We start from the raw sequence: 18,337 nt of genomic DNA, 5'->3' as shown, positions 1-18,337 counted from the left end.
ACACTCTGTATTTAGGAACCTATCATGGCATTCGACAAAGACGCTTTCCTGGCTGCTCTGGACAGCATGACCGTTCTGGAACTGAACGACCTGGTCAAGGCGATTGAAGAGAAGTTCGGCGTGTCCGCCGCTTCGATGGCCGCTCCGGCTGCTGGCGGCGCTGCCGCTGGTGGCGCTGCCGCCGCTGAAGAAAAGACCGAGTTCAACGTCGTCCTGACGGACGCCGGCGCCAACAAGGTCTCGGTCATCAAGGCCGTTCGCGAAATCACCGGCCTGGGCCTGAAGGAAGCCAAGGACCTGGTCGACGGCGCTCCGAAGCCCGTCAAGGAAGGCATTGCCAAGGCCGACGCCGAAGCTGCCAAGAAGAAGCTGGAAGAAGCCGGCGCCAAGGTCGAACTCAAGTAAGACCTTGTGGGGATCCGGTGACTCGTTCACCGGATTCCAATCCGCGAGAGGGGTGGTCCCATGGGACCTCCCCTTTCCTCGTTTCAGGGTTTGTCCCTGTGCGGTTCCGGTTGACAAAGAGCAATCGAAAGCATCGTGCGGTATCATGCACGGTTCTTTCGAGTGTTCTCTGATCCGACTGCAGAGAACGGTTTGGTCGGGCCGCGGTTTGGCCGTGCGTCACGCGTGGGGTGCAACGCCCTCCGTGCCGTCCGGTGGCCGGGGTTGTCCGCCAGCGGTTGGTAGTGGCCAACCACCAAGCTTCGGGTGCAACGCCCGAACAGCCAGTCGCCGACGCAGCGCGCCTCCAGGCCAGGGGCGCGCTCGACACGGAGTCTTTATGGCGCAAGCAACCCCCTACAGCTACACCGAGCGCAAGCGCATCCGCAAGAGCTTCGGCAAGCGCGTGAGCGTGCTCAACGTTCCGTACCTGCTGACGATGCAGAAGGAGTCGTATGTCGACTTCCTGCAGAAGGATGTCGCTCCCCTGAAGCGCAAACCGGAAGGCCTGCAAGCGGCATTCCTGTCCACGTTCCCGATCGTGTCGCACAACGGGTTCGTGGAAATGAAGTTCCTCGAATTCAACATCGCCAAGCCGCCGTTCGACGTTCGCGAATGCCAGCAGCGCGGCCTGACCTTCGCCGCCGCCGTGCGCGCGAAGCTGCAGATGATCATCTACGACCGGGAAAGCCCCCAGCCCAAGACGGTCAAGGAGATCAAGGAGCAAGAGGTCTACATGGGCGAAGTGCCGCTCATGACCGACTACGGCTCGTTCATCATCAACGGCACCGAGCGCGTCATCGTCTCGCAGCTGCACCGCTCGCCCGGCGTGTTCTTCGAGCACGACAAGGGCAAGACCCACTCGTCCGGCAAGCTGCTGTTCTCGGCCCGCATCATTCCGTATCGCGGCTCGTGGCTGGACTTCGAGTTCGACCCGAAGGACATCCTGTACTTCCGCGTCGACCGCCGCCGCAAGATGCCGGTCACGATCCTGCTCAAGGCCATCGGCCTGAATCCCGAGCAGATCCTGGCGCACTTCTTCGTCTTCGACAATTTCCGCCTGATGGACTCGGGCGCCCAGATGGAGTTCGTGGCCGAACGCCTGAAGGGGGAAGTCGCGCGCTTCGACATCACCGACAAGAGCGGCAACGTGCTGGTCGAGAAGGACAAGCGCATCACCGCCCGCCACGTGCGCCAGCTGGAGCAGTCCGGCACGCAGCACGTGACCGTGCCGGAAGACTTCCTGCTGGGCCGCGTCCTGGCGAAGAACATGGTCGACCCGGACACCGGCGAGATCATCGCCAAGGCCAATGACGAGCTGACCGACTCGCTGCTGAAGAAGCTGCGCGGCGCCGGCATCAAGGACATCCAGTGCCTGTTCACGAACGAGCTGGATGAAGGCGCGTACATCAGCCAGACGCTGGCGTCGGACGAGACCGCCGACCAGCTGGCCGCGCGCGTGGCGATCTATCGCATGATGCGCCCCGGCGAGCCGCCGACGGAAGACGCCGTCGAGGCCCTGTTCAACCGCCTGTTCTACAGCGACGACACGTACGACCTGTCGCGCGTCGGCCGGATGAAGTTCAACGCCCGCGTGGGCCGCGACATCCCGACCGGTGCGATGACCCTGTCGAACGAAGACATCCTGGACGTCGTCAAGATCCTGGTCGAGCTGCGCAATGGCCGTGGCGAGGTCGATGACATCGACCACCTGGGCAACCGCCGCGTGCGCTGCGTCGGCGAGCTGGCCGAGAACCAGTACCGCTCGGGTCTGGCCCGTATCGAGAAGGCCGTCAAGGAACGTCTGGGCCAGGCCGAGACCGAAGCCCTGATGCCGCACGACCTGATCAACTCCAAGCCGATCTCCGCGGCGCTGAAGGAGTTCTTCGGTGCGTCGCAGCTGTCGCAGTTCATGGACCAGACCAACCCGCTGTCCGAGATCACGCACAAGCGTCGTGTCTCGGCCCTGGGCCCGGGCGGTCTGACCCGCGAGCGCGCCGGCTTCGAAGTCCGCGACGTGCACCCGACCCACTACGGCCGCGTCTGCCCGATCGAAACGCCGGAAGGCCCGAACATCGGTCTGATCAACTCGCTGGCGCTGTATGCGCGCCTGAACGAGTACGGCTTCCTGGAGACGCCGTACCGCCGCGTGGTCGACTCGAAGGTCACCGACCAGATCGACTACCTGTCCGCCATCGAGGAAGGCAAGTACGTGATCGCCCAGGCGAACGCGTCGCTGAACGATGCCGGTCAACTGGTCGACGAGCTGGTCTCCGCGCGTGAGAACGGCGAATCGGTGCTGACCTCGCCCGAACGCATCCAGTACATGGACGTGGCGCCGACGCAGATCGTGTCGGTGGCGGCCTCGCTGGTGCCGTTCCTCGAGCACGACGACGCGAACCGCGCGCTGATGGGCGCCAACATGCAGCGTCAGGCCGTTCCGACCCTGCGTCCGGAAAAGGCTTTCGTGGGCACGGGCGTCGAGCGCGTGGCCGCGAAGGACTCGGGCACGGTGGTGGCAGCGCGCCGCGGCGGCGTGGTCGATTACGTCGACACGAACCGCATCGTGATCCGCGTGAACGACGACGAGACCGTGGCCGGTGAAGTCGGTGTCGACATCTACAACCTGATCAAGTATCAGCGTAGCAACCAGAACACCAACATCCATCAGCGCCCCATCGTCAAGCGTGGCGACCGCGTCGCCGCGGAAGACATCATTGCCGACGGCGCCTCGACCGACCTGGGCGAACTGGCTTTGGGCCAGAACATGCTGGTCGCGTTCATGCCGTGGAACGGCTACAACTTCGAAGACTCGATCCTGATCTCCGAACGCGTGGTGGCCGAAGACCGCTACACCTCGATCCACATCGAGGAACTGGTGGTCATGGCGCGTGACACGAAGCTGGGCTCCGAGGAAATCACCCGCGACATCCCGAACCTGAGCGAACAGCAACTGGCGCGTCTGGACGAATCCGGCATCGTGTACATCGGTGCCGAGGTGAACCCGGGCGACGTGCTGGTCGGCAAGGTCACGCCCAAGGGCGAGACCACGCTGACGCCGGAAGAGAAGCTGCTGCGTGCGATCTTCGGCGAGAAGGCCTCGGACGTGAAGGACACGTCGCTGCGCGTGGACCAGGGCACCAACGGCACCGTCATCGACGTGCAGGTGTTCACCCGTGAAGGCATCCAGCGCGACAAGCGCGCCCAGCAGATCATCGACGACGAGCTGAAGCGCTTCCGCCTGGACCTGAACGACCAGCTGCGCATCGTGGAAGCCGACGCGTTCGACCGCGTCGAGAAGCTGCTGGTGGGCAAGGTCGCCAACGGCGGTCCGAAGAAGATCGCCAAGGGCACCGTCATCGCCAAGGACTACCTGGCCGAGGTCGAGAAGTTCCACTGGTTCGACATTCGTCCCGCCGAGGACGACATCGCCAACCAGCTGGAATCGATCAAGAACTCGCTGGAGCAGACCCGTCACAGCTTCGACCTCGCCTACGACGAGAAGCGCAAGAAGCTGACGCAGGGCGACGAGCTGCCCGCCGGCGTGCTGAAGATGGTCAAGGTGTACCTGGCCGTCAAGCGCCGCCTGCAGCCTGGCGACAAGATGGCCGGCCGTCACGGCAACAAGGGTGTCGTGTCCAAGATCACCCCGATCGAGGACATGCCCTACATGGCCGACGGCACGCCTGCCGACATCGTGCTGAACCCGCTGGGCGTCCCGTCGCGGATGAACGTGGGTCAGGTGCTGGAAGTCCACCTGGGCTGGGCCGGCAAGGGCATTGGCCAACGCATCGGCGACATGCTCCAGCGCGAGGCCCGCGTGGCCGAACTGCGTGAGTTCATGGACCAGCTGTTCAACCAGAACGGCGGCAAGTCCGAGGACCTGTCGCAGCTGAGCGATGAGGAAGTGCTGGGCATGGCCCGCAACCTGCAGCACGGCGCCACCTTCGCGACCCCCGTCTTCGACGGCGCGAAGGAACAGGAAATCCGCGCGATGCTGAAGCTGGCCTATCCGGACGACATCGCCGCGAAGAAGGGCCTCACGCCCAGCCGCACGCAGGCCTTCCTGTATGACGGCCGCACCGGCGAGCAGTTCGAGCGCCCGACCACGATCGGCTACATGCACGTGCTGAAGCTGCACCACCTGGTGGACGACAAGATGCACGCCCGTTCGACCGGCCCGTACTCGCTCGTCACCCAGCAGCCGCTGGGCGGCAAGGCGCAGTTCGGCGGCCAGCGTTTCGGCGAGATGGAAGTGTGGGCGCTGGAAGCCTACGGCGCTTCGTACATCCTGCAGGAAATGCTGACGGTGAAGTCCGACGACGTGAATGGCCGGACCAAGGTGTACGAGTCCATCGTCAAGGGCGAGCACTCGATCGAAGCCGGCATGCCCGAGTCGTTCAATGTGCTGGTGAAGGAAATCCGTTCGCTGGGCATCGACATCGAGCTCGAGCGCAACTAAAGAGAACAGGAGAAACGTATGAAGGGTTTGTTGGACCTGTTCAAGCAATTCACCCCGGACGAACATTTCGACGCGATCAAGATCGGGCTGGCCTCGCCCGAGAAGATCCGCTCGTGGTCGTTCGGCGAGGTGAAGAAGCCCGAGACCATCAACTACCGGACCTTCAAGCCGGAGCGTGATGGCCTGTTCTGCGCCAAGATCTTCGGCCCGATCAAGGACTACGAGTGCCTGTGCGGCAAGTACAAGCGCCTGAAGCACCGCGGCGTGATCTGCGAGAAGTGCGGCGTCGAAGTCACCCAGACCAAGGTGCGCCGTGAGCGCATGGGCCACATCGAGCTGGCCGCGCCTTGCGCGCACATCTGGTTCCTGAAGTCGCTGCCGTCGCGTCTGGGCCTGGTGCTCGACATGACGCTGCGCGACATCGAGCGCGTGCTGTACTTCGAGGCGTACGTCGTCGTCGATCCGGGCATGACCCCGCTGAAGAAGTTCAGCATCATGTCCGAGGACGACTACGACGCGAAGCGCGTCGAGTACGGTGACGAGTTCATCGCGCTGATGGGCGCCGAAGGCATCCAGAAGCTGCTGGCGGAAATGGATCTCGACGTCGAGATCGACCGCCTGCGCAACGACATGACCGGCTCCGAGCTGAAGATCAAGAAGAACTCCAAGCGCCTGAAGGTGATGGAGGCCTTCAAGCGCTCGGGCATCAAGCCGAACTGGATGGTGCTGGAAGTGCTGCCGGTGCTGCCGCCGGACCTGCGTCCGCTGGTGCCGCTGGACGGCGGCCGCTTCGCGACGTCGGACCTGAACGACCTGTACCGCCGCGTCATCAACCGCAACAACCGCCTGGCCCGCCTGCTCGAGCTGAAGGCCCCTGAGATCATCGTGCGCAACGAAAAGCGCATGCTGCAGGAAGCCGTCGACTCGCTGCTGGACAACGGCCGCCGCGGCAAGGCCATGACCGGCGCGAACAAGCGCGCGCTGAAGTCGCTGGCCGACATGATCAAGGGCAAGAGCGGTCGCTTCCGGCAAAACCTGCTGGGCAAGCGCGTCGACTACTCCGGCCGTTCGGTCATCACCGTGGGCCCGACGCTCAAGCTGCACCAGTGCGGCCTGCCCAAGCTGATGGCGCTGGAGCTGTTCAAGCCCTTCATCTTCTCGCGCCTGGAGGCGATGGGCATCGCCACCACGATCAAGGCGGCGAAGAAGGAAGTCGAGAGCGGCACCCCGGTCGTCTGGGACATCCTGGAAGAGGTCATCAAGGAGCACCCGGTCCTGCTGAACCGCGCGCCGACGCTGCACCGCCTGGGCATCCAGGCGTTCGAGCCGGTGCTGATCGAAGGCAAGGCGATCCAGCTGCACCCGCTGGTCTGCGCGGCGTTCAACGCCGACTTCGACGGTGACCAGATGGCCGTCCACGTGCCGCTGTCGATCGAAGCGCAGATGGAAGCCCGCGTGCTGATGCTGGCCTCGAACAACGTGCTGTTCCCGGCCTCGGGCGAGCCGTCGATCGTGCCGTCGCAGGACGTGGTGCTGGGTCTGTACTACGCGACCCGCGAGCGCACCAACGGCAAGGGCGAGGGCATGGTCTTCTCGGACATCCCCGAGATGATCCGCGCGCTGGAGAACGGCGCGGTGGAGATCACCGCCAAGATCAGCGTGCGCCTGACCGAGTACACCAAGAACAAGGACACGGGCGAGTGGATCCCCGAGACCAAGCTGGTGGACACGACCGTCGGTCGCGCGCTGCTGTCGGAGATCCTTCCGAAGGGCCTGCCGTTCAGCAACATCAACAAGGCGCTGAAGAAGAAGGAAATCTCGCGCCTGATCAACACGTCCTTCCGCAAGTGCGGCCTGAAGGAAACCGTGGTGCTGGCAGACAAGCTGCTGCAGTCCGGTTTCAAGCTGGCCACGCGCGCCGGCATCTCGATCGCCATCGACGACATGCTGGTGCCCAAGCAGAAGGCCGAGCTGATCGACCGCGCCGAGAAGGAAGTCAAGGAGATCGAGCAGCAGTACGTCTCGGGCCTCGTGACCGCCGGCGAGCGCTACAACAAGGTCGTCGACATCTGGGGCAAGACCGGTGACGAAGTCGGCAAGGTCATGATGTCGCAGCTGTCGAAGGAGAAGATCCTCGACCGCAACGGCAAGGAAGTCGAGCAGGAGTCGTTCAACTCGATCTACATGATGGCCGACTCGGGCGCGCGGGGTTCCGCGGCGCAGATCCGTCAGCTGGCCGGCATGCGGGGCCTGATGGCGAAGCCGGACGGCTCCATCATCGAGACGCCGATCACGGCGAACTTCCGCGAAGGCCTGAACGTTCTGCAGTACTTCATCTCCACCCACGGTGCTCGCAAGGGCCTGGCGGACACGGCGCTGAAGACCGCGAACTCCGGCTACCTGACGCGTCGTCTGGTCGACGTGACGCAGGACCTGGTCGTGACCGAGTCCGATTGCGGCACCGACAACGGCATCCACATGCGCGCGCTGGTCGAAGGCGGCGAGGTGATCGAGTCGCTGCGCGACCGCATCCTGGGCCGCGTGGCAGCTATTGATGTCGTGCACCCCGAAACGCAAGCCACCCTGCTGGTCGCCGGCAACATGCTGGACGAGGACACGCTGGATGTGCTGGAAGCGGCCGGCGTCGACGAGGTCAAGGTCCGCACGCCGCTGACCTGCGGCACGCGTTTCGGCCTGTGCGCCAAGTGCTATGGCCGTGACCTGGGTCGCGGCGGCATGGTCAACACCGGCGAAGCGGTCGGCGTCATCGCCGCCCAGTCGATCGGCGAGCCCGGCACCCAGCTGACGATGCGGACCTTCCACATCGGTGGCGCGGCGTCGCGCGCGGCGGTGGCCTCCAGCGTCGAAGCCAAGTCGGACGGCATCATCGGCTTCAATGCCACGATGCGCTACGTCACGAACGGCAAGGGCGAACTGGTGGTGATCTCGCGTTCCGGCGAAATCATCATCACCGACCCGCATGGCCGCGAGCGCGAGCGTCACAAGGTGCCGTACGGCGCCCTGCTGAACATCAAGGTCGACCAGACCATCAAGGCCGGCACGATCCTGGCAACCTGGGACCCGCTGACCCGCCCGATCATCACGGAATTCGCCGGCCAGGCGAAGTTCGAGAACGTCGAGGAAGGTGTCACCGTGGCCAAGCAGGTCGACGAGGTGACGGGTCTGTCCACGCTGGTCGTGATCGACCCGAAGCGTCGCGGTGCCGCCAAGGTGGTCCGTCCGCAGGTCAAGCTGCTGGACGCCAACGGCCAGGAAGTGAAGATCCCCGGCACCGATCACTCGGTGACGATCGGCTTCCAGGTCGGCGCGCTGATCCAGGTGCGCGATGGTCAGGAGCTCGCTCCGGGCGAAGTGCTGGCGCGTATCCCGGTGGAAGGCCAGAAGACCCGCGACATCACCGGCGGTCTGCCGCGGGTGGCGGAACTCTTCGAAGCCCGTTCGCCGAAGGACGCCGGCTTCCTGGCGGAGCAGACCGGCACGGTCTCGTTCGGCAAGGAGACCAAGGGCAAGGTCCGCCTGGAGATCACCGATCCGGAAGGCCGCAAGCACGAGCTGCTGGTGCCCAAGGAAAAGAACATCCTGGTGCACGAAGGCCAGGTGGTGAACCGCGGCGAACTCGTGGTCGACGGCCCGGCCGATCCGCAGGACATCCTGCGCCTGCTGGGCATCGAGGAACTGGCGCGCTACATCGTCGATGAAGTGCAGGACGTCTACCGTCTGCAGGGCGTGAAGATCAACGACAAGCACATCGAGGTGATCGTTCGCCAGATGCTGCGCCGCGTGCAGATCGTCAACCCGGGCGACTCGTCCTACATCGCCGGCGAACAGGTCGAGCGTTCGGAGCTGCTGGACACCAACGACCGCCTGCGCGGCGAGGGCAAGATGATCGCCACGCACGCTGATGTGCTGCTGGGCATCACGAAGGCCTCGCTGTCGACGGACTCGTTCATCTCCGCGGCGTCGTTCCAGGAAACGACCCGCGTGCTGACCGAAGCCGCGATCATGGGCAAGCGCGACGAACTGCGTGGCCTGAAGGAGAACGTGATCGTCGGTCGTCTGATCCCGGCTGGTACCGGCATGGCCTTCCACCAGGCGCGCCGCGCCAAGGAAGAGATGGACGACGCCGAGCGCCGCTCCATCGCCATGCAGGAAGCCGAGGAAATGGCGGCGGTGCAACTGTCCGCGCTCGACGCGGCCAGCGACGCAGGCACTGGCGAGTAATCGAAGCGACCCGGGTCGAGCTGTCCGCGGCTCGACCACCCGAAGGCTGCCGTCCCGCAAGGGCGGCAGCCTTTTTCATTGCCCGCATCGTGGCGCGGACGCCCAGCGTCCGCGCGCGCGGCTCATCCAGCGTTCAGCTTCAGCCAGGCGGCTGGCGAGAGGATGGGCAGTCCAAGCCGGGCGGCGCGCTTGGCGACCTTCAGCACGGCGCGATCACGCGAGATCAGCCAGGTCGGTGCCGTCGCGGCGAGTGCCAGGCCAAGATCAATGAATTTCTGGTCGTCGGTGTCGCTGCATCGGGGGCGCGCGATGCTCAAGGAGGGCTCCTCGACGAATCGGCAATGTTGCGTGAAAGCCGTCTCCACGCGCTGGAGGTCCGGTGAATAGCGGGCCGCGACGCCCCGCCCGATCACGTGCAGCAGCTCCGCCTTCATCGCCGCCGTGGCGACCCAATGTAAGTGCCGGCTCTCCACTGCGGCGATGAGCGGCAACAGGGTGGGCTCATCGAACACCAGCCAGTCCATGACGACCTGCGTGTCCAGGATGACCAGTCGGCCGGCGGCGGCCGTGTTGTCCGGAAGCGGCGGAAGGGCGATGGAGACAGCGTCGGTCATAGGGTCCGGCAGCATAGCGCCTTGTGCGATTTCACTGAACTCGCCTACAATCGCCGGCTCTCCAGCATGTCTTGATGCGTCCGGGGTCCAGGTTTCGAACCGGATCCGGGGTTGATCCGAGCGTGGTGCCGCAAGGTGCTGCGCTTTTGTCGCTTGTGGAACGCCTCGATCTGACGCGGTGCCACAAGGCCAGGATGCGCTGGGGTTGTGACTTCAAACGGGAACAAGTTACTTATGCCAACCATCAATCAGCTCGTTCGCCACGGTCGTGAGACCGAGGTGACGAAATCCAAGTCGCCGGCCATGCAGTCGTGCCCGCAACGTCGTGGCGTCTGCACCCGCGTGTACACCACCACCCCGAAGAAGCCGAACTCGGCGCTTCGTAAGGTCGCCAAGGTGCGCCTGACCAACGGTTTCGAGGTCATCTCGTACATCGGCGGTGAAGGTCACAACCTGCAGGAACACAGCGTCGTGCTCGTGCGCGGCGGTCGTGTCAAGGACTTGCCGGGCGTGCGTTACCACATCGTCCGCGGTTCGCTGGACCTGCAGGGCGTGAAGGACCGCAAGCAAGCGCGTTCGAAGTACGGCGCCAAGCGTCCGAAGAAGGCTTAATCAGCCCAGGTCTTGGTGGCCGAGAGGTCATCGAATTTTTGCGGCCCGAGTGCAGGTGCACCGGCAGCCGAGTAAGTGGATCCCCCCAGATGTCGGTGGAGATCCGCGGCGGGGCGAGAGCCCTGACCAACTGAAGCATTGAAGGAAGAATCCCATGCCACGTCGTCGCGAAGTACCCAAGCGCGAGATCCTGCCGGACCCGAAGTTCGGTAGCGTTGATCTGTCCAAGTTCATGAACGTCATCATGGAATCGGGCAAGAAGGCCGTCGCAGAGCGCATCATTTACGGCGCCCTGGAGCAAGTCGAGCAGAAGTCCGGCAAGGATCCGCTCGAGGTCTTCATGATCGCGATCAACAACGTGAAGCCCATGGTCGAAGTGAAGTCCCGTCGCGTTGGCGGTGCGAACTACCAAGTTCCCGTGGAAGTTCGCCCCGTCCGCCGTCTGGCCCTCGCCATGCGCTGGCTGAAGGAATCCGCGCGCAAGCGTGGTGAGAAGTCGATGGCCCAACGTCTGGCCAACGAACTGCTGGAGGCCTCCGAAGGCCGTGGTGGCGCGATGAAGAAGCGCGACGAAGTCCACCGCATGGCAGACGCCAACAAGGCGTTCTCGCACTTCCGCTTCTAATCAAGACCTCTCTGGCCGCCTCGGGTTACTACTGACCCGATGGCGGCTCCATGCATTTGGAGTGACACCATGTCCCGCAAGACCCCCATCGAGCGCTACCGCAATATCGGTATCTCGGCGCACATCGATGCCGGTAAGACCACGACGACCGAACGCATCCTGTACTACACCGGTGTGAACCACAAGATCGGTGAAGTGCACGACGGCGCCGCCACGATGGACTGGATGGAGCAGGAGCAAGAGCGCGGCATCACGATCACGTCGGCCGCGACGACCTGCTTCTGGAAGGGCATGGACATGTCCTACCCCGAGCACCGCTTCAACATCATCGACACCCCCGGGCACGTGGACTTCACCATTGAAGTCGAGCGCTCGATGCGTGTCCTGGACGGCGCATGCATGGTCTATTGCGCCGTCGGTGGCGTGCAGCCCCAGTCGGAAACCGTCTGGCGCCAGGCCAACAAGTACAAGGTGCCCCGCCTCGCGTTCGTCAACAAGATGGACCGCACCGGCGCGAACTTCTTCAAGGTCGTCGACCAGATGAAGACCCGCCTGAAGGCCAACCCGGTGCCCGTGGTGATCCCCATCGGCGCGGAAGAGAACTTCAAGGGCGTGGTGGACCTCTTCAAGATGAAGGCCATCATCTGGGACGAGGCTTCCCAGGGCATGAAGTTCACCTTCGAAGACATCCCGGCCGACCTGGTCGAGGTCGCTCAGGAATGGCGCGAGAAGATGGTTGAGGCCGCAGCCGAAGCCACCGAAGAGCTGATGAACAAGTACCTCGAGACGGGCGACCTGACCGAGGAAGAGATCAAGGTGGCGATCCGCAAGCGCACGATCGCGACCGAGATCCAGCCGATGCTGTGCGGCACCGCCTTCAAGAACAAGGGCGTGCAGCGCATGCTGGACGCCGTCATCGACTTCCTGCCCTCGCCGCTGGACATCCCGCCGGTTGCCGGCACCGATGAAGACGACCAGCCGGTCACGCGTCAGCGTACCGACGAAGAGAAGTTCTCGGCGCTGGCCTTCAAGCTGATGACCGACCCGTATGTGGGTCAGCTGACCTTCGTGCGGGTGTATTCGGGCGTGCTGCAGTCGGGCGCGACCGTCTACAACCCGGTGCGCGGCAAGAAGGAGCGCATCGGCCGGATCCTGCAGATGCACGCCAACCAGCGTGAGGAAATCAAGGAAATTCTGGCGGGCGACATCGCGGCCTGCGTGGGCCTGAAGGACGTCACCACGGGCGAAACCCTGTGCGATCCGGACAGCATCATCACGCTCGAGCGCATGGTGTTCCCGGAGCCGGTGATCTCGCAGGCCGTCGAGCCCAAAACCAAGGCCGACCAGGAAAAGATGGGTATCGCGCTGGGCCGTCTGGCTGCCGAAGACCCGTCCTTCCGCCTGCGCACCGACGAAGAGTCCGGCCAGACCATCATTTCCGGCATGGGCGAGCTGCACCTGGAAATCATCGTCGACCGCATGAAGCGTGAATTCGGCGTGGAAGCGAACGTCGGCAAGCCGCAGGTGGCCTACCGCGAAACGATCCGCAAGTCGGTCACCGACGTCGAAGGCAAGTTCGTGCGTCAGTCGGGCGGCAAGGGCCAGTACGGTCACGTCGTGTTCTCGGTCGAGCCGCAGGAAGCCGGCAAGGGCTTCGAATTCGTCGACGCCATCAAGGGCGGCGTGGTTCCTCGCGAGTTCATCCCCGCGGTGGAAAAGGGCGTCATCGACAGCCTGCCGAACGGCGTGCTGGCGGGCTACCCGGTCGTGGACGTGAAGGTCACGCTGACCTTCGGTTCGTACCATGACGTGGACTCGAACGAAAACGCGTTCAAGATGGCCGCCTCGATGGGCTTCAAGGAAGCCTGCCGTCGCGCCAGCCCGGTCATCCTCGAGCCGATGATGGCCGTGGAAGTCGAAACGCCGGAAGACTATGCTGGTACGGTGATGGGCGACCTGTCCAGCCGTCGCGGCATGGTGCAGGGCATGGACGACATGGTCGGCGGTGGCAAGATCATCAAGGCGGAAGTGCCGCTGTCCGAGATGTTCGGCTACTCGACCTCGCTGCGTTCGGCCACGCAAGGCCGCGCGACGTACACGATGGAGTTCAAGCACTACAGCGAAGCTCCGAAGAACGTCGCCGACGCGATCATCACCGCTCGCGCGAAGTGATGAACTGAGCCGGGGCTCTCGAGCGCCGGCTCATCTGTTTCTCGATCATCGATTCGTCTTCGCAGCAAGTCCCCTCGGTTGCCGGTCGCCGGGGAATCAGGATGCTGCGGAAACGCTAAACCAACAGACCGGGCGAATGCTCTTTTTGGAGAATTGAAATGGCAAAGGGTAAGTTTGAACGTACCAAGCCGCACGTGAACGTGGGCACGATTGGTCACGTTGACCACGGCAAGACGACGCTGACGGCCGCGATCGCGACCGTGCTGGCGGCCAAGTTCGGCGGCGAAGCCAAGGCCTACGACCAGATCGACGCGGCGCCGGAAGAAAAGGCCCGCGGCATCACGATCAACACCGCGCACGTCGAGTACGAGACGGCCAACCGCCACTACGCGCACGTTGACTGCCCGGGCCACGCTGACTATGTGAAGAACATGATCACGGGCGCGGCGCAGATGGACGGCGCGATCCTGGTGTGCTCGGCCGCTGACGGCCCGATGCCCCAGACCCGCGAGCACATCCTGCTGGCGCGTCAGGTCGGTGTGAAGTACATCATCGTCTTCCTGAACAAGTGCGACATGGTGGACGACGCCGAGCTGCTGGAGCTGGTGGAAATGGAAGTCCGCGAGCTGCTGAGCAAGTACGACTTCCCGGGCGACGACACCCCGATCATCAAGGGTTCGGCCAAGCTGGCGCTGGAAGGTGACAAGGGCGACCTGGGCGAGCAGGCGATCATGCGCCTGGCCGACGCGCTGGACAGCTACATCCCCACGCCTGAGCGCGCGGTGGACGGTGCGTTCCTGCTGCCGGTGGAAGACGTGTTCTCGATCTCGGGCCGTGGCACGGTGGTGACTGGTCGCGTCGAGCGCGGCATCATCAAGGTCGGCGAGGAAATCGAGATCGTGGGCATCCGCGATCTGCAGAAGACCACCGTCACCGGCGTGGAAATGTTCCGCAAGCTGCTGGACCAGGGTCAGGCGGGCGACAACGTGGGCATCCTGCTGCGCGGCACCAAGCGCGAGGACGTCGAGCGCGGCCAAGTGCTGGCCAAGCCGGGCACGATCAAGCCGCACACGCACTTCACTGCTGAGATCTACGTGCTGAGCAAGGAAGAAGGCGGCCGTCACACCCCGTTCTTCAACAACTACCGTCCCCAGTTCTACTTCCGCACGACGGACGTGACTGGTGCCGTGGAGCTGCCGAAGGACAAGGAAATGGTCATGCCGGGCGACAACGTCAGCATCACCGTGAAGCTGATCGCCCCGATCGCCATGGAAGAAGGTCTGCGCTTCGCCATCCGTGAAGGTGGTCGTACCGTCGGCTCGGGCGTCGTGGCCACCATCATCGAGTAAATCTTTTGCTGGTACCCGCTGGGTGCCGGTGAAGGGCGCCGCCAGCTTCGGCGGGCGGCGCGCTCGGTGCTCGGCGGCGCCAATGCTGCCTCCGCGATGCCTGTGGCATTGCGTCGCTCTTTGAAGGAAAAGTCATGTCTACCAAGCAAAAGATCCGCATCCGGCTGAAGGCCTTCGATTACAAGCTGATCGACCAATCGGCGCTGGAAATCGTGGACACCGCCAAGCGCACCGGCGCGATCGTCAAGGGCCCCGTGCCCCTGCCGACCCGCAAGGAGCGTTTCGACATCCTGCGTTCGCCGCACGTCAACAAGACGTCGCGCGACCAGTTTGAAATCCGCACGCACCAGCGTCTGATGGACATCGTCGATCCGACCGACAAGACGGTCGACGCGCTGATGAAGCTGGACCTGCCGGCCGGCGTGGACGTCGAGATCAAGCTGCAGTAATGCGGCGAGGCCGCCGGAGCGATCCAGCAGCCATCAGGAAGGCGACCTTCGGGTCGCCTTTTTCTTTGGAGCGCGAAGCGGCTCGCTTGCGGTGCGATCAGGGTTGACGCTATACTCCGCAGCTTTTCCGCGCCGGGGTTTCCTGGTGCGGCTTCGTCGCATCGCCGTCGGAGGGGTGTCGGGGCCTTTACCCCTGTCCTCAACGAAGGAGCGGTGCTTGTCGGCCCGGCCAATCGATGTCGGGTGTGTGAAATGACTTCAGGCGCGGGGCGGTGTCTCCGTCGGCGCGTTCGGGGTCAGGAGAAAACCATGAGTCTTAGCAATCGTCTCGGATTGCTGGGCCGCAAGGTGGGCATGATGCGTGTGTTCACGGTCGACGGCGATACCGTCCCCGTGACCGTGCTGGACGTGTCCAACAACCGCGTGACCCAGATCAAGACCGAAGAGTCCGACGGCTACAGCGCCATTCAAGTGACCTACGGCGCGCGCAAGGCGTCCCGTGTCACGAAGCCGGAAGCGGGTCACCTCGCCAAGGCTGGCGTCGAAGCCGGTGAAATCATCAAGGAATTCCGCGTGGATGCCGCGGTCGCCGCCGAATACAAGGCCGGCGCTCAAGTCCCCGTGACGCTGTTCGCCGCCGGCCAACTGGTTGACGTGCAGGGCACCTCGATCGGCAAGGGCTTCGCAGGCACCATCAAGCGCCACAACTTCGGTTCGCAGCGCGCTTCGCACGGTAACAGCCGCTCGCACAACGTTCCTGGCTCCATCTCGATGGCGCAGGATCCGGGCCGCGTGTTCCCGGGCAAGAAGATGTCCGGCCACCTCGGCGACGTCACCGTGACCGTCCAGAACCTGGACGTGGTCCGCATCGACGAAGCCCGCCAGTTGGTGCTGGTCCGTGGTGCCGTTCCTGGCGCGAAGGAAGGATTCGTCGTGATCCGTCCGGCCGTCAAGGTCAAGGTCAAGAAGGGAGCCAACTGATGCAACTCGAGCTCCTGAATGAGCAGGGTCAGGCGACGTCGAAGGTCGACGCTCCCGACACCCTTTTCGCTCGTGATTACAACGAAGCCCTGGTGCACCAGGTGGTCGTGGCTTATCAGGCCAACGCCCGTCAAGGCACCCGCGCTCAGCTGACCCGCGCTGAAGTCCGTCACTCGACGAAGAAGCCGTTCCGTCAGAAGGGCACTGGCAACGCGCGTGCTGGTATGACTTCCTCGCCGCTGTGGCGTGGGGGCGGTCGCATCTTCCCGAACAAGCCGGACGAGAACTTCTCGCACAAGCTGAACAAGAAGATGTACCGCGCCGGCATGGCCGCGATCCTGTCGCAGCTGGCCCGCGAAGGCCGCCTGGCTGTCGTGGATTCGATCTCGATCGAAGCCCCGAAGACCAAGCTGCTGGCCGCCAAGCTCAAGGGCATGGGTCTGGACCACGTGATGGTCATCTCCGATCAGGTCGATGACAACCTGCTGCTGGCTTCGCGCAACCTGGCCAACGTGCTGGTCGTCGAGCCGCGCTACGTCGATCCGCTGTCGCTGGTCTTCTACAAGAAGGTCCTGGTGACGAAGGCCGCGATCGAGCAACTGAAGGAGATGCTGGCATGAGCGCGCCCAAGTTTGCTGACGGCCGTCTGGCCAAGGTGCTGCTCGCTCCGATCGTGTCCGAGAAGGCCACGATGGCTGGCGAAAAGCACAACCAAGTCCTGTTCAAGGTCCTGCGCGACGCGACGAAGCCCGAAGTCAAGGCTGCCGTTGAACTGATGTTCAAGGTTGAAGTCGAGGCGGTGAACATCGTCAACGTCAAGGGCAAGACCAAGCGCTTCGGTGGCCGTCTGGGCCGTCGCGACCACGTCAAGAAGGCGTATGTGTCGCTGAAGGCTGGCCAGGAGCTCAACTTCTCCGGGGAGGCTGCGTAATGGCCGTCGTTAAAGTCAAGCCGACTTCGCCAGGCCGTCGTGGCGTGGTGAAGGTGGTGCACAAGCACCTGCACAAGGGCGCTCCCGAGGCTTCGCTGCTCGAGCCCCAGAAGCAAAAGTCTGGCCGTAACAACAACGGTCACATCACGATGCGCCACAAGGGCGGTGGTCACAAGCACCACTACCGCGTGGTGGACTTCCGTCGCAACAAGGACGGCATCCCGGCGAAGGTCGAGCGCATCGAGTACGACCCGAACCGCACGGCTCACATCGCCCTGGTGTGCTATGCCGACGGCGAGCGTCGCTACATCATCGCCCCGCGCAACCTGGAAGTCGGTTCCTCGATCCTGAGCGGCGCGGAAGCCCCGATCAAGGTCGGCAACACGCTGCCCATCCGCAACATTCCTGTGGGTTCGACGATCCACTGCGTGGAACTGCTGCCGAGCAAGGGTGCCCAGATCGCTCGTTCCGCCGGTACGTCGGTCGTGCTGATGGCTCGTGACGGCATGTACGCCCAGATCCGTCTGCGCTCCGGCGAAGTCCGCCGCGTGCACATCGACTGCCGCGCCACCATCGGTGAAGTGAGCAACGAAGAGCACAGCCTGCGCCAGTACGGCAAGGCCGGCGCCATCCGCTGGAAGGGCATCCGCCCGACCGTGCGTGGTACCGCCATGAACCCGGTCGACCACCCGCACGGTGGTGGTGAGGGTCGTACGGGTGAAGGTCAGGCCCCTGTGTCGCCGTGGAACACCCTGACGAAGGGCTACCGCACTCGCAACAACAAGCGCACGCAGACCTTCATCGTCTCGCGTCGCAAGAAGTAAGGGGTTGACCACATGACTCGTTCCCTAAAGAAGGGTCCCTTCGTGGATCACCACCTGATGGCCAAGGTCGACAAGGCCGTTGCCATCAAGGACAAGAAGCCCATCAAGACCTGGTCGCGTCGCTCGACGATCCTGCCCGAGTTCATCGGTCTGACGATCGCCGTGCACAACGGCAAGCAGCACGTGCCGGTCTATGTGTCTGACCAGATGGTCGGCCACAAGCTGGGTGAATTCGCTCTGACCCGCACCTTCAAGGGCCACCCGGCCGACAAGAAGGCCGGTAAGAAGTAAGGATGACGACGATGGAAACCAAAGCAATCGTTCGTGGCGTCCGCCTGTCGTTCGATAAGGGTCGCCTGGTGGCGGACCTGATCCGCGGCAAGAAGGTGGATCAAGCGCTGAACATCCTGGAGTTCACCCAGAAGAAGGCCGCGCTGATCATCAAGAAGGCGCTGGAATCGGCCATCGCCAATGCCGAGCACAACGACGGTGCCGACATTGACGAGCTGAAGGTCACTTCGATCTACGTGGAGCAGGGCACCACGCTGAAGCGGTTCTCCGCGCGCGCCAAGGGCCGCGGCAATCGCATCAGCAAGCCGACCTGCCATATCTACGTGACCGTCGGCAACTGA

The 18,337-nt window shown here is 63.7% G+C and carries 15 protein-coding genes; 14 read left to right on the top strand and 1 reads right to left on the bottom strand.

The annotated features are described in order from the left end of the window. The first annotated feature begins 24 nt into the window (after window positions 1-24). The 3 genes from rplL (at window position 25) to rpoC (ending at window position 9,148) form a co-directional block, all read left to right on the top strand. On the top strand, window positions 25-405 hold the full coding sequence (gene rplL / locus FHT38_RS20460; protein ID WP_091728117.1) for a 50S ribosomal protein L7/L12: 381 nt from the start codon (window positions 25-27) through the stop codon (window positions 403-405). A 379-nt stretch (window positions 406-784) separates the two neighbouring features. Further along, a complete protein-coding gene (gene rpoB / locus FHT38_RS20455; RefSeq protein ID WP_091728114.1) occupies window positions 785-4,906 on the top strand; it encodes a DNA-directed RNA polymerase subunit beta in 4,122 nt (1,373 codons plus the stop codon). 18 nt (window positions 4,907-4,924) lie between these two features. Further along, entirely contained in the window at window positions 4,925-9,148 is a 4,224-nt protein-coding gene (rpoC, locus tag FHT38_RS20450; protein ID WP_091728111.1) for a DNA-directed RNA polymerase subunit beta', read from the top strand. A 122-nt stretch (window positions 9,149-9,270) separates the two neighbouring features. On the opposite strand, the gene FHT38_RS20445 is transcribed toward rpoC, so the two are convergent. Then, window positions 9,271-9,762 carry a putative toxin-antitoxin system toxin component, PIN family gene (locus FHT38_RS20445; RefSeq protein WP_183493045.1) on the bottom strand — a complete coding sequence of 164 codons (492 nt, stop codon included), beginning with the start codon at window positions 9,760-9,762 and terminating at the stop codon, window positions 9,271-9,273. Window positions 9,763-9,996: 234 nt separating this feature from the next. Between FHT38_RS20445 and rpsL the strand changes: the two genes are divergently transcribed. The 11 genes from rpsL to rplV all read left to right on the top strand — a co-directional run bounded on the left by rpsL (window position 9,997) and on the right by rplV (window position 18,337). Further along, window positions 9,997-10,374 carry a 30S ribosomal protein S12 gene (gene rpsL / locus FHT38_RS20440; RefSeq protein ID WP_091728101.1) on the top strand — a complete coding sequence of 126 codons (378 nt, stop codon included), beginning with the start codon at window positions 9,997-9,999 and terminating at the stop codon, window positions 10,372-10,374. Between the two features lie 154 nt (window positions 10,375-10,528). Then, a complete protein-coding gene (gene rpsG, locus FHT38_RS20435) occupies window positions 10,529-10,999 on the top strand; it encodes a 30S ribosomal protein S7 (protein WP_091728098.1) in 471 nt (156 codons plus the stop codon). A gap of 69 nt (window positions 11,000-11,068) precedes the next feature. Next, window positions 11,069-13,171, top strand: coding sequence for an elongation factor G (fusA, locus tag FHT38_RS20430; protein WP_091728094.1), 2,103 nt, complete (start codon window positions 11,069-11,071; stop codon window positions 13,169-13,171). 158 nt (window positions 13,172-13,329) lie between these two features. Next, complete coding sequence (tuf, locus tag FHT38_RS20425) at window positions 13,330-14,520, top strand: elongation factor Tu (protein WP_091728089.1); 1,191 nt, start codon at window positions 13,330-13,332, stop codon at window positions 14,518-14,520. Window positions 14,521-14,654: 134 nt separating this feature from the next. Further along, window positions 14,655-14,969, top strand: coding sequence for a 30S ribosomal protein S10 (gene rpsJ / locus FHT38_RS20420; RefSeq protein WP_067065169.1), 315 nt, complete (start codon window positions 14,655-14,657; stop codon window positions 14,967-14,969). A 309-nt stretch (window positions 14,970-15,278) separates the two neighbouring features. Beyond that, window positions 15,279-15,950 carry a 50S ribosomal protein L3 gene (gene rplC, locus FHT38_RS20415; RefSeq protein WP_091728085.1) on the top strand — a complete coding sequence of 224 codons (672 nt, stop codon included), beginning with the start codon at window positions 15,279-15,281 and terminating at the stop codon, window positions 15,948-15,950. After that, window positions 15,950-16,570 carry a 50S ribosomal protein L4 gene (gene rplD / locus FHT38_RS20410; RefSeq protein WP_091728080.1) on the top strand — a complete coding sequence of 207 codons (621 nt, stop codon included), beginning with the start codon at window positions 15,950-15,952 and terminating at the stop codon, window positions 16,568-16,570. The genes rplC and rplD overlap by 1 nt, the downstream gene beginning before the upstream one ends. Next, window positions 16,567-16,881: a 50S ribosomal protein L23 gene (rplW, locus tag FHT38_RS20405; protein ID WP_091728076.1), complete on the top strand. Its 315-nt coding sequence runs from the start codon at window positions 16,567-16,569 to the stop codon at window positions 16,879-16,881. The genes rplD and rplW overlap by 4 nt, the downstream gene beginning before the upstream one ends. Further along, window positions 16,881-17,705: a 50S ribosomal protein L2 gene (rplB, locus tag FHT38_RS20400; RefSeq protein ID WP_091728072.1), complete on the top strand. Its 825-nt coding sequence runs from the start codon at window positions 16,881-16,883 to the stop codon at window positions 17,703-17,705. The genes rplW and rplB overlap by 1 nt, the downstream gene beginning before the upstream one ends. Before the next feature lie 12 nt (window positions 17,706-17,717). Continuing rightward, window positions 17,718-17,996, top strand: a complete 279-nt coding sequence (rpsS, locus tag FHT38_RS20395) for a 30S ribosomal protein S19 (RefSeq protein WP_056194250.1) — start codon at window positions 17,718-17,720, stop codon at window positions 17,994-17,996. Between the two features lie 11 nt (window positions 17,997-18,007). Next, window positions 18,008-18,337, top strand: coding sequence for a 50S ribosomal protein L22 (rplV, locus tag FHT38_RS20390; RefSeq protein WP_058937144.1), 330 nt, complete (start codon window positions 18,008-18,010; stop codon window positions 18,335-18,337).

Origin of the sequence: Mitsuaria sp. BK041 (genome assembly GCF_014193085.1) — a bacterium.
GTDB lineage: Bacteria > Pseudomonadota > Gammaproteobacteria > Burkholderiales > Burkholderiaceae_C > Roseateles.
The sequence above is the reverse complement of the archived record's forward strand: the minus strand, read 5'-3'. Positions and strand labels throughout refer to the sequence as shown.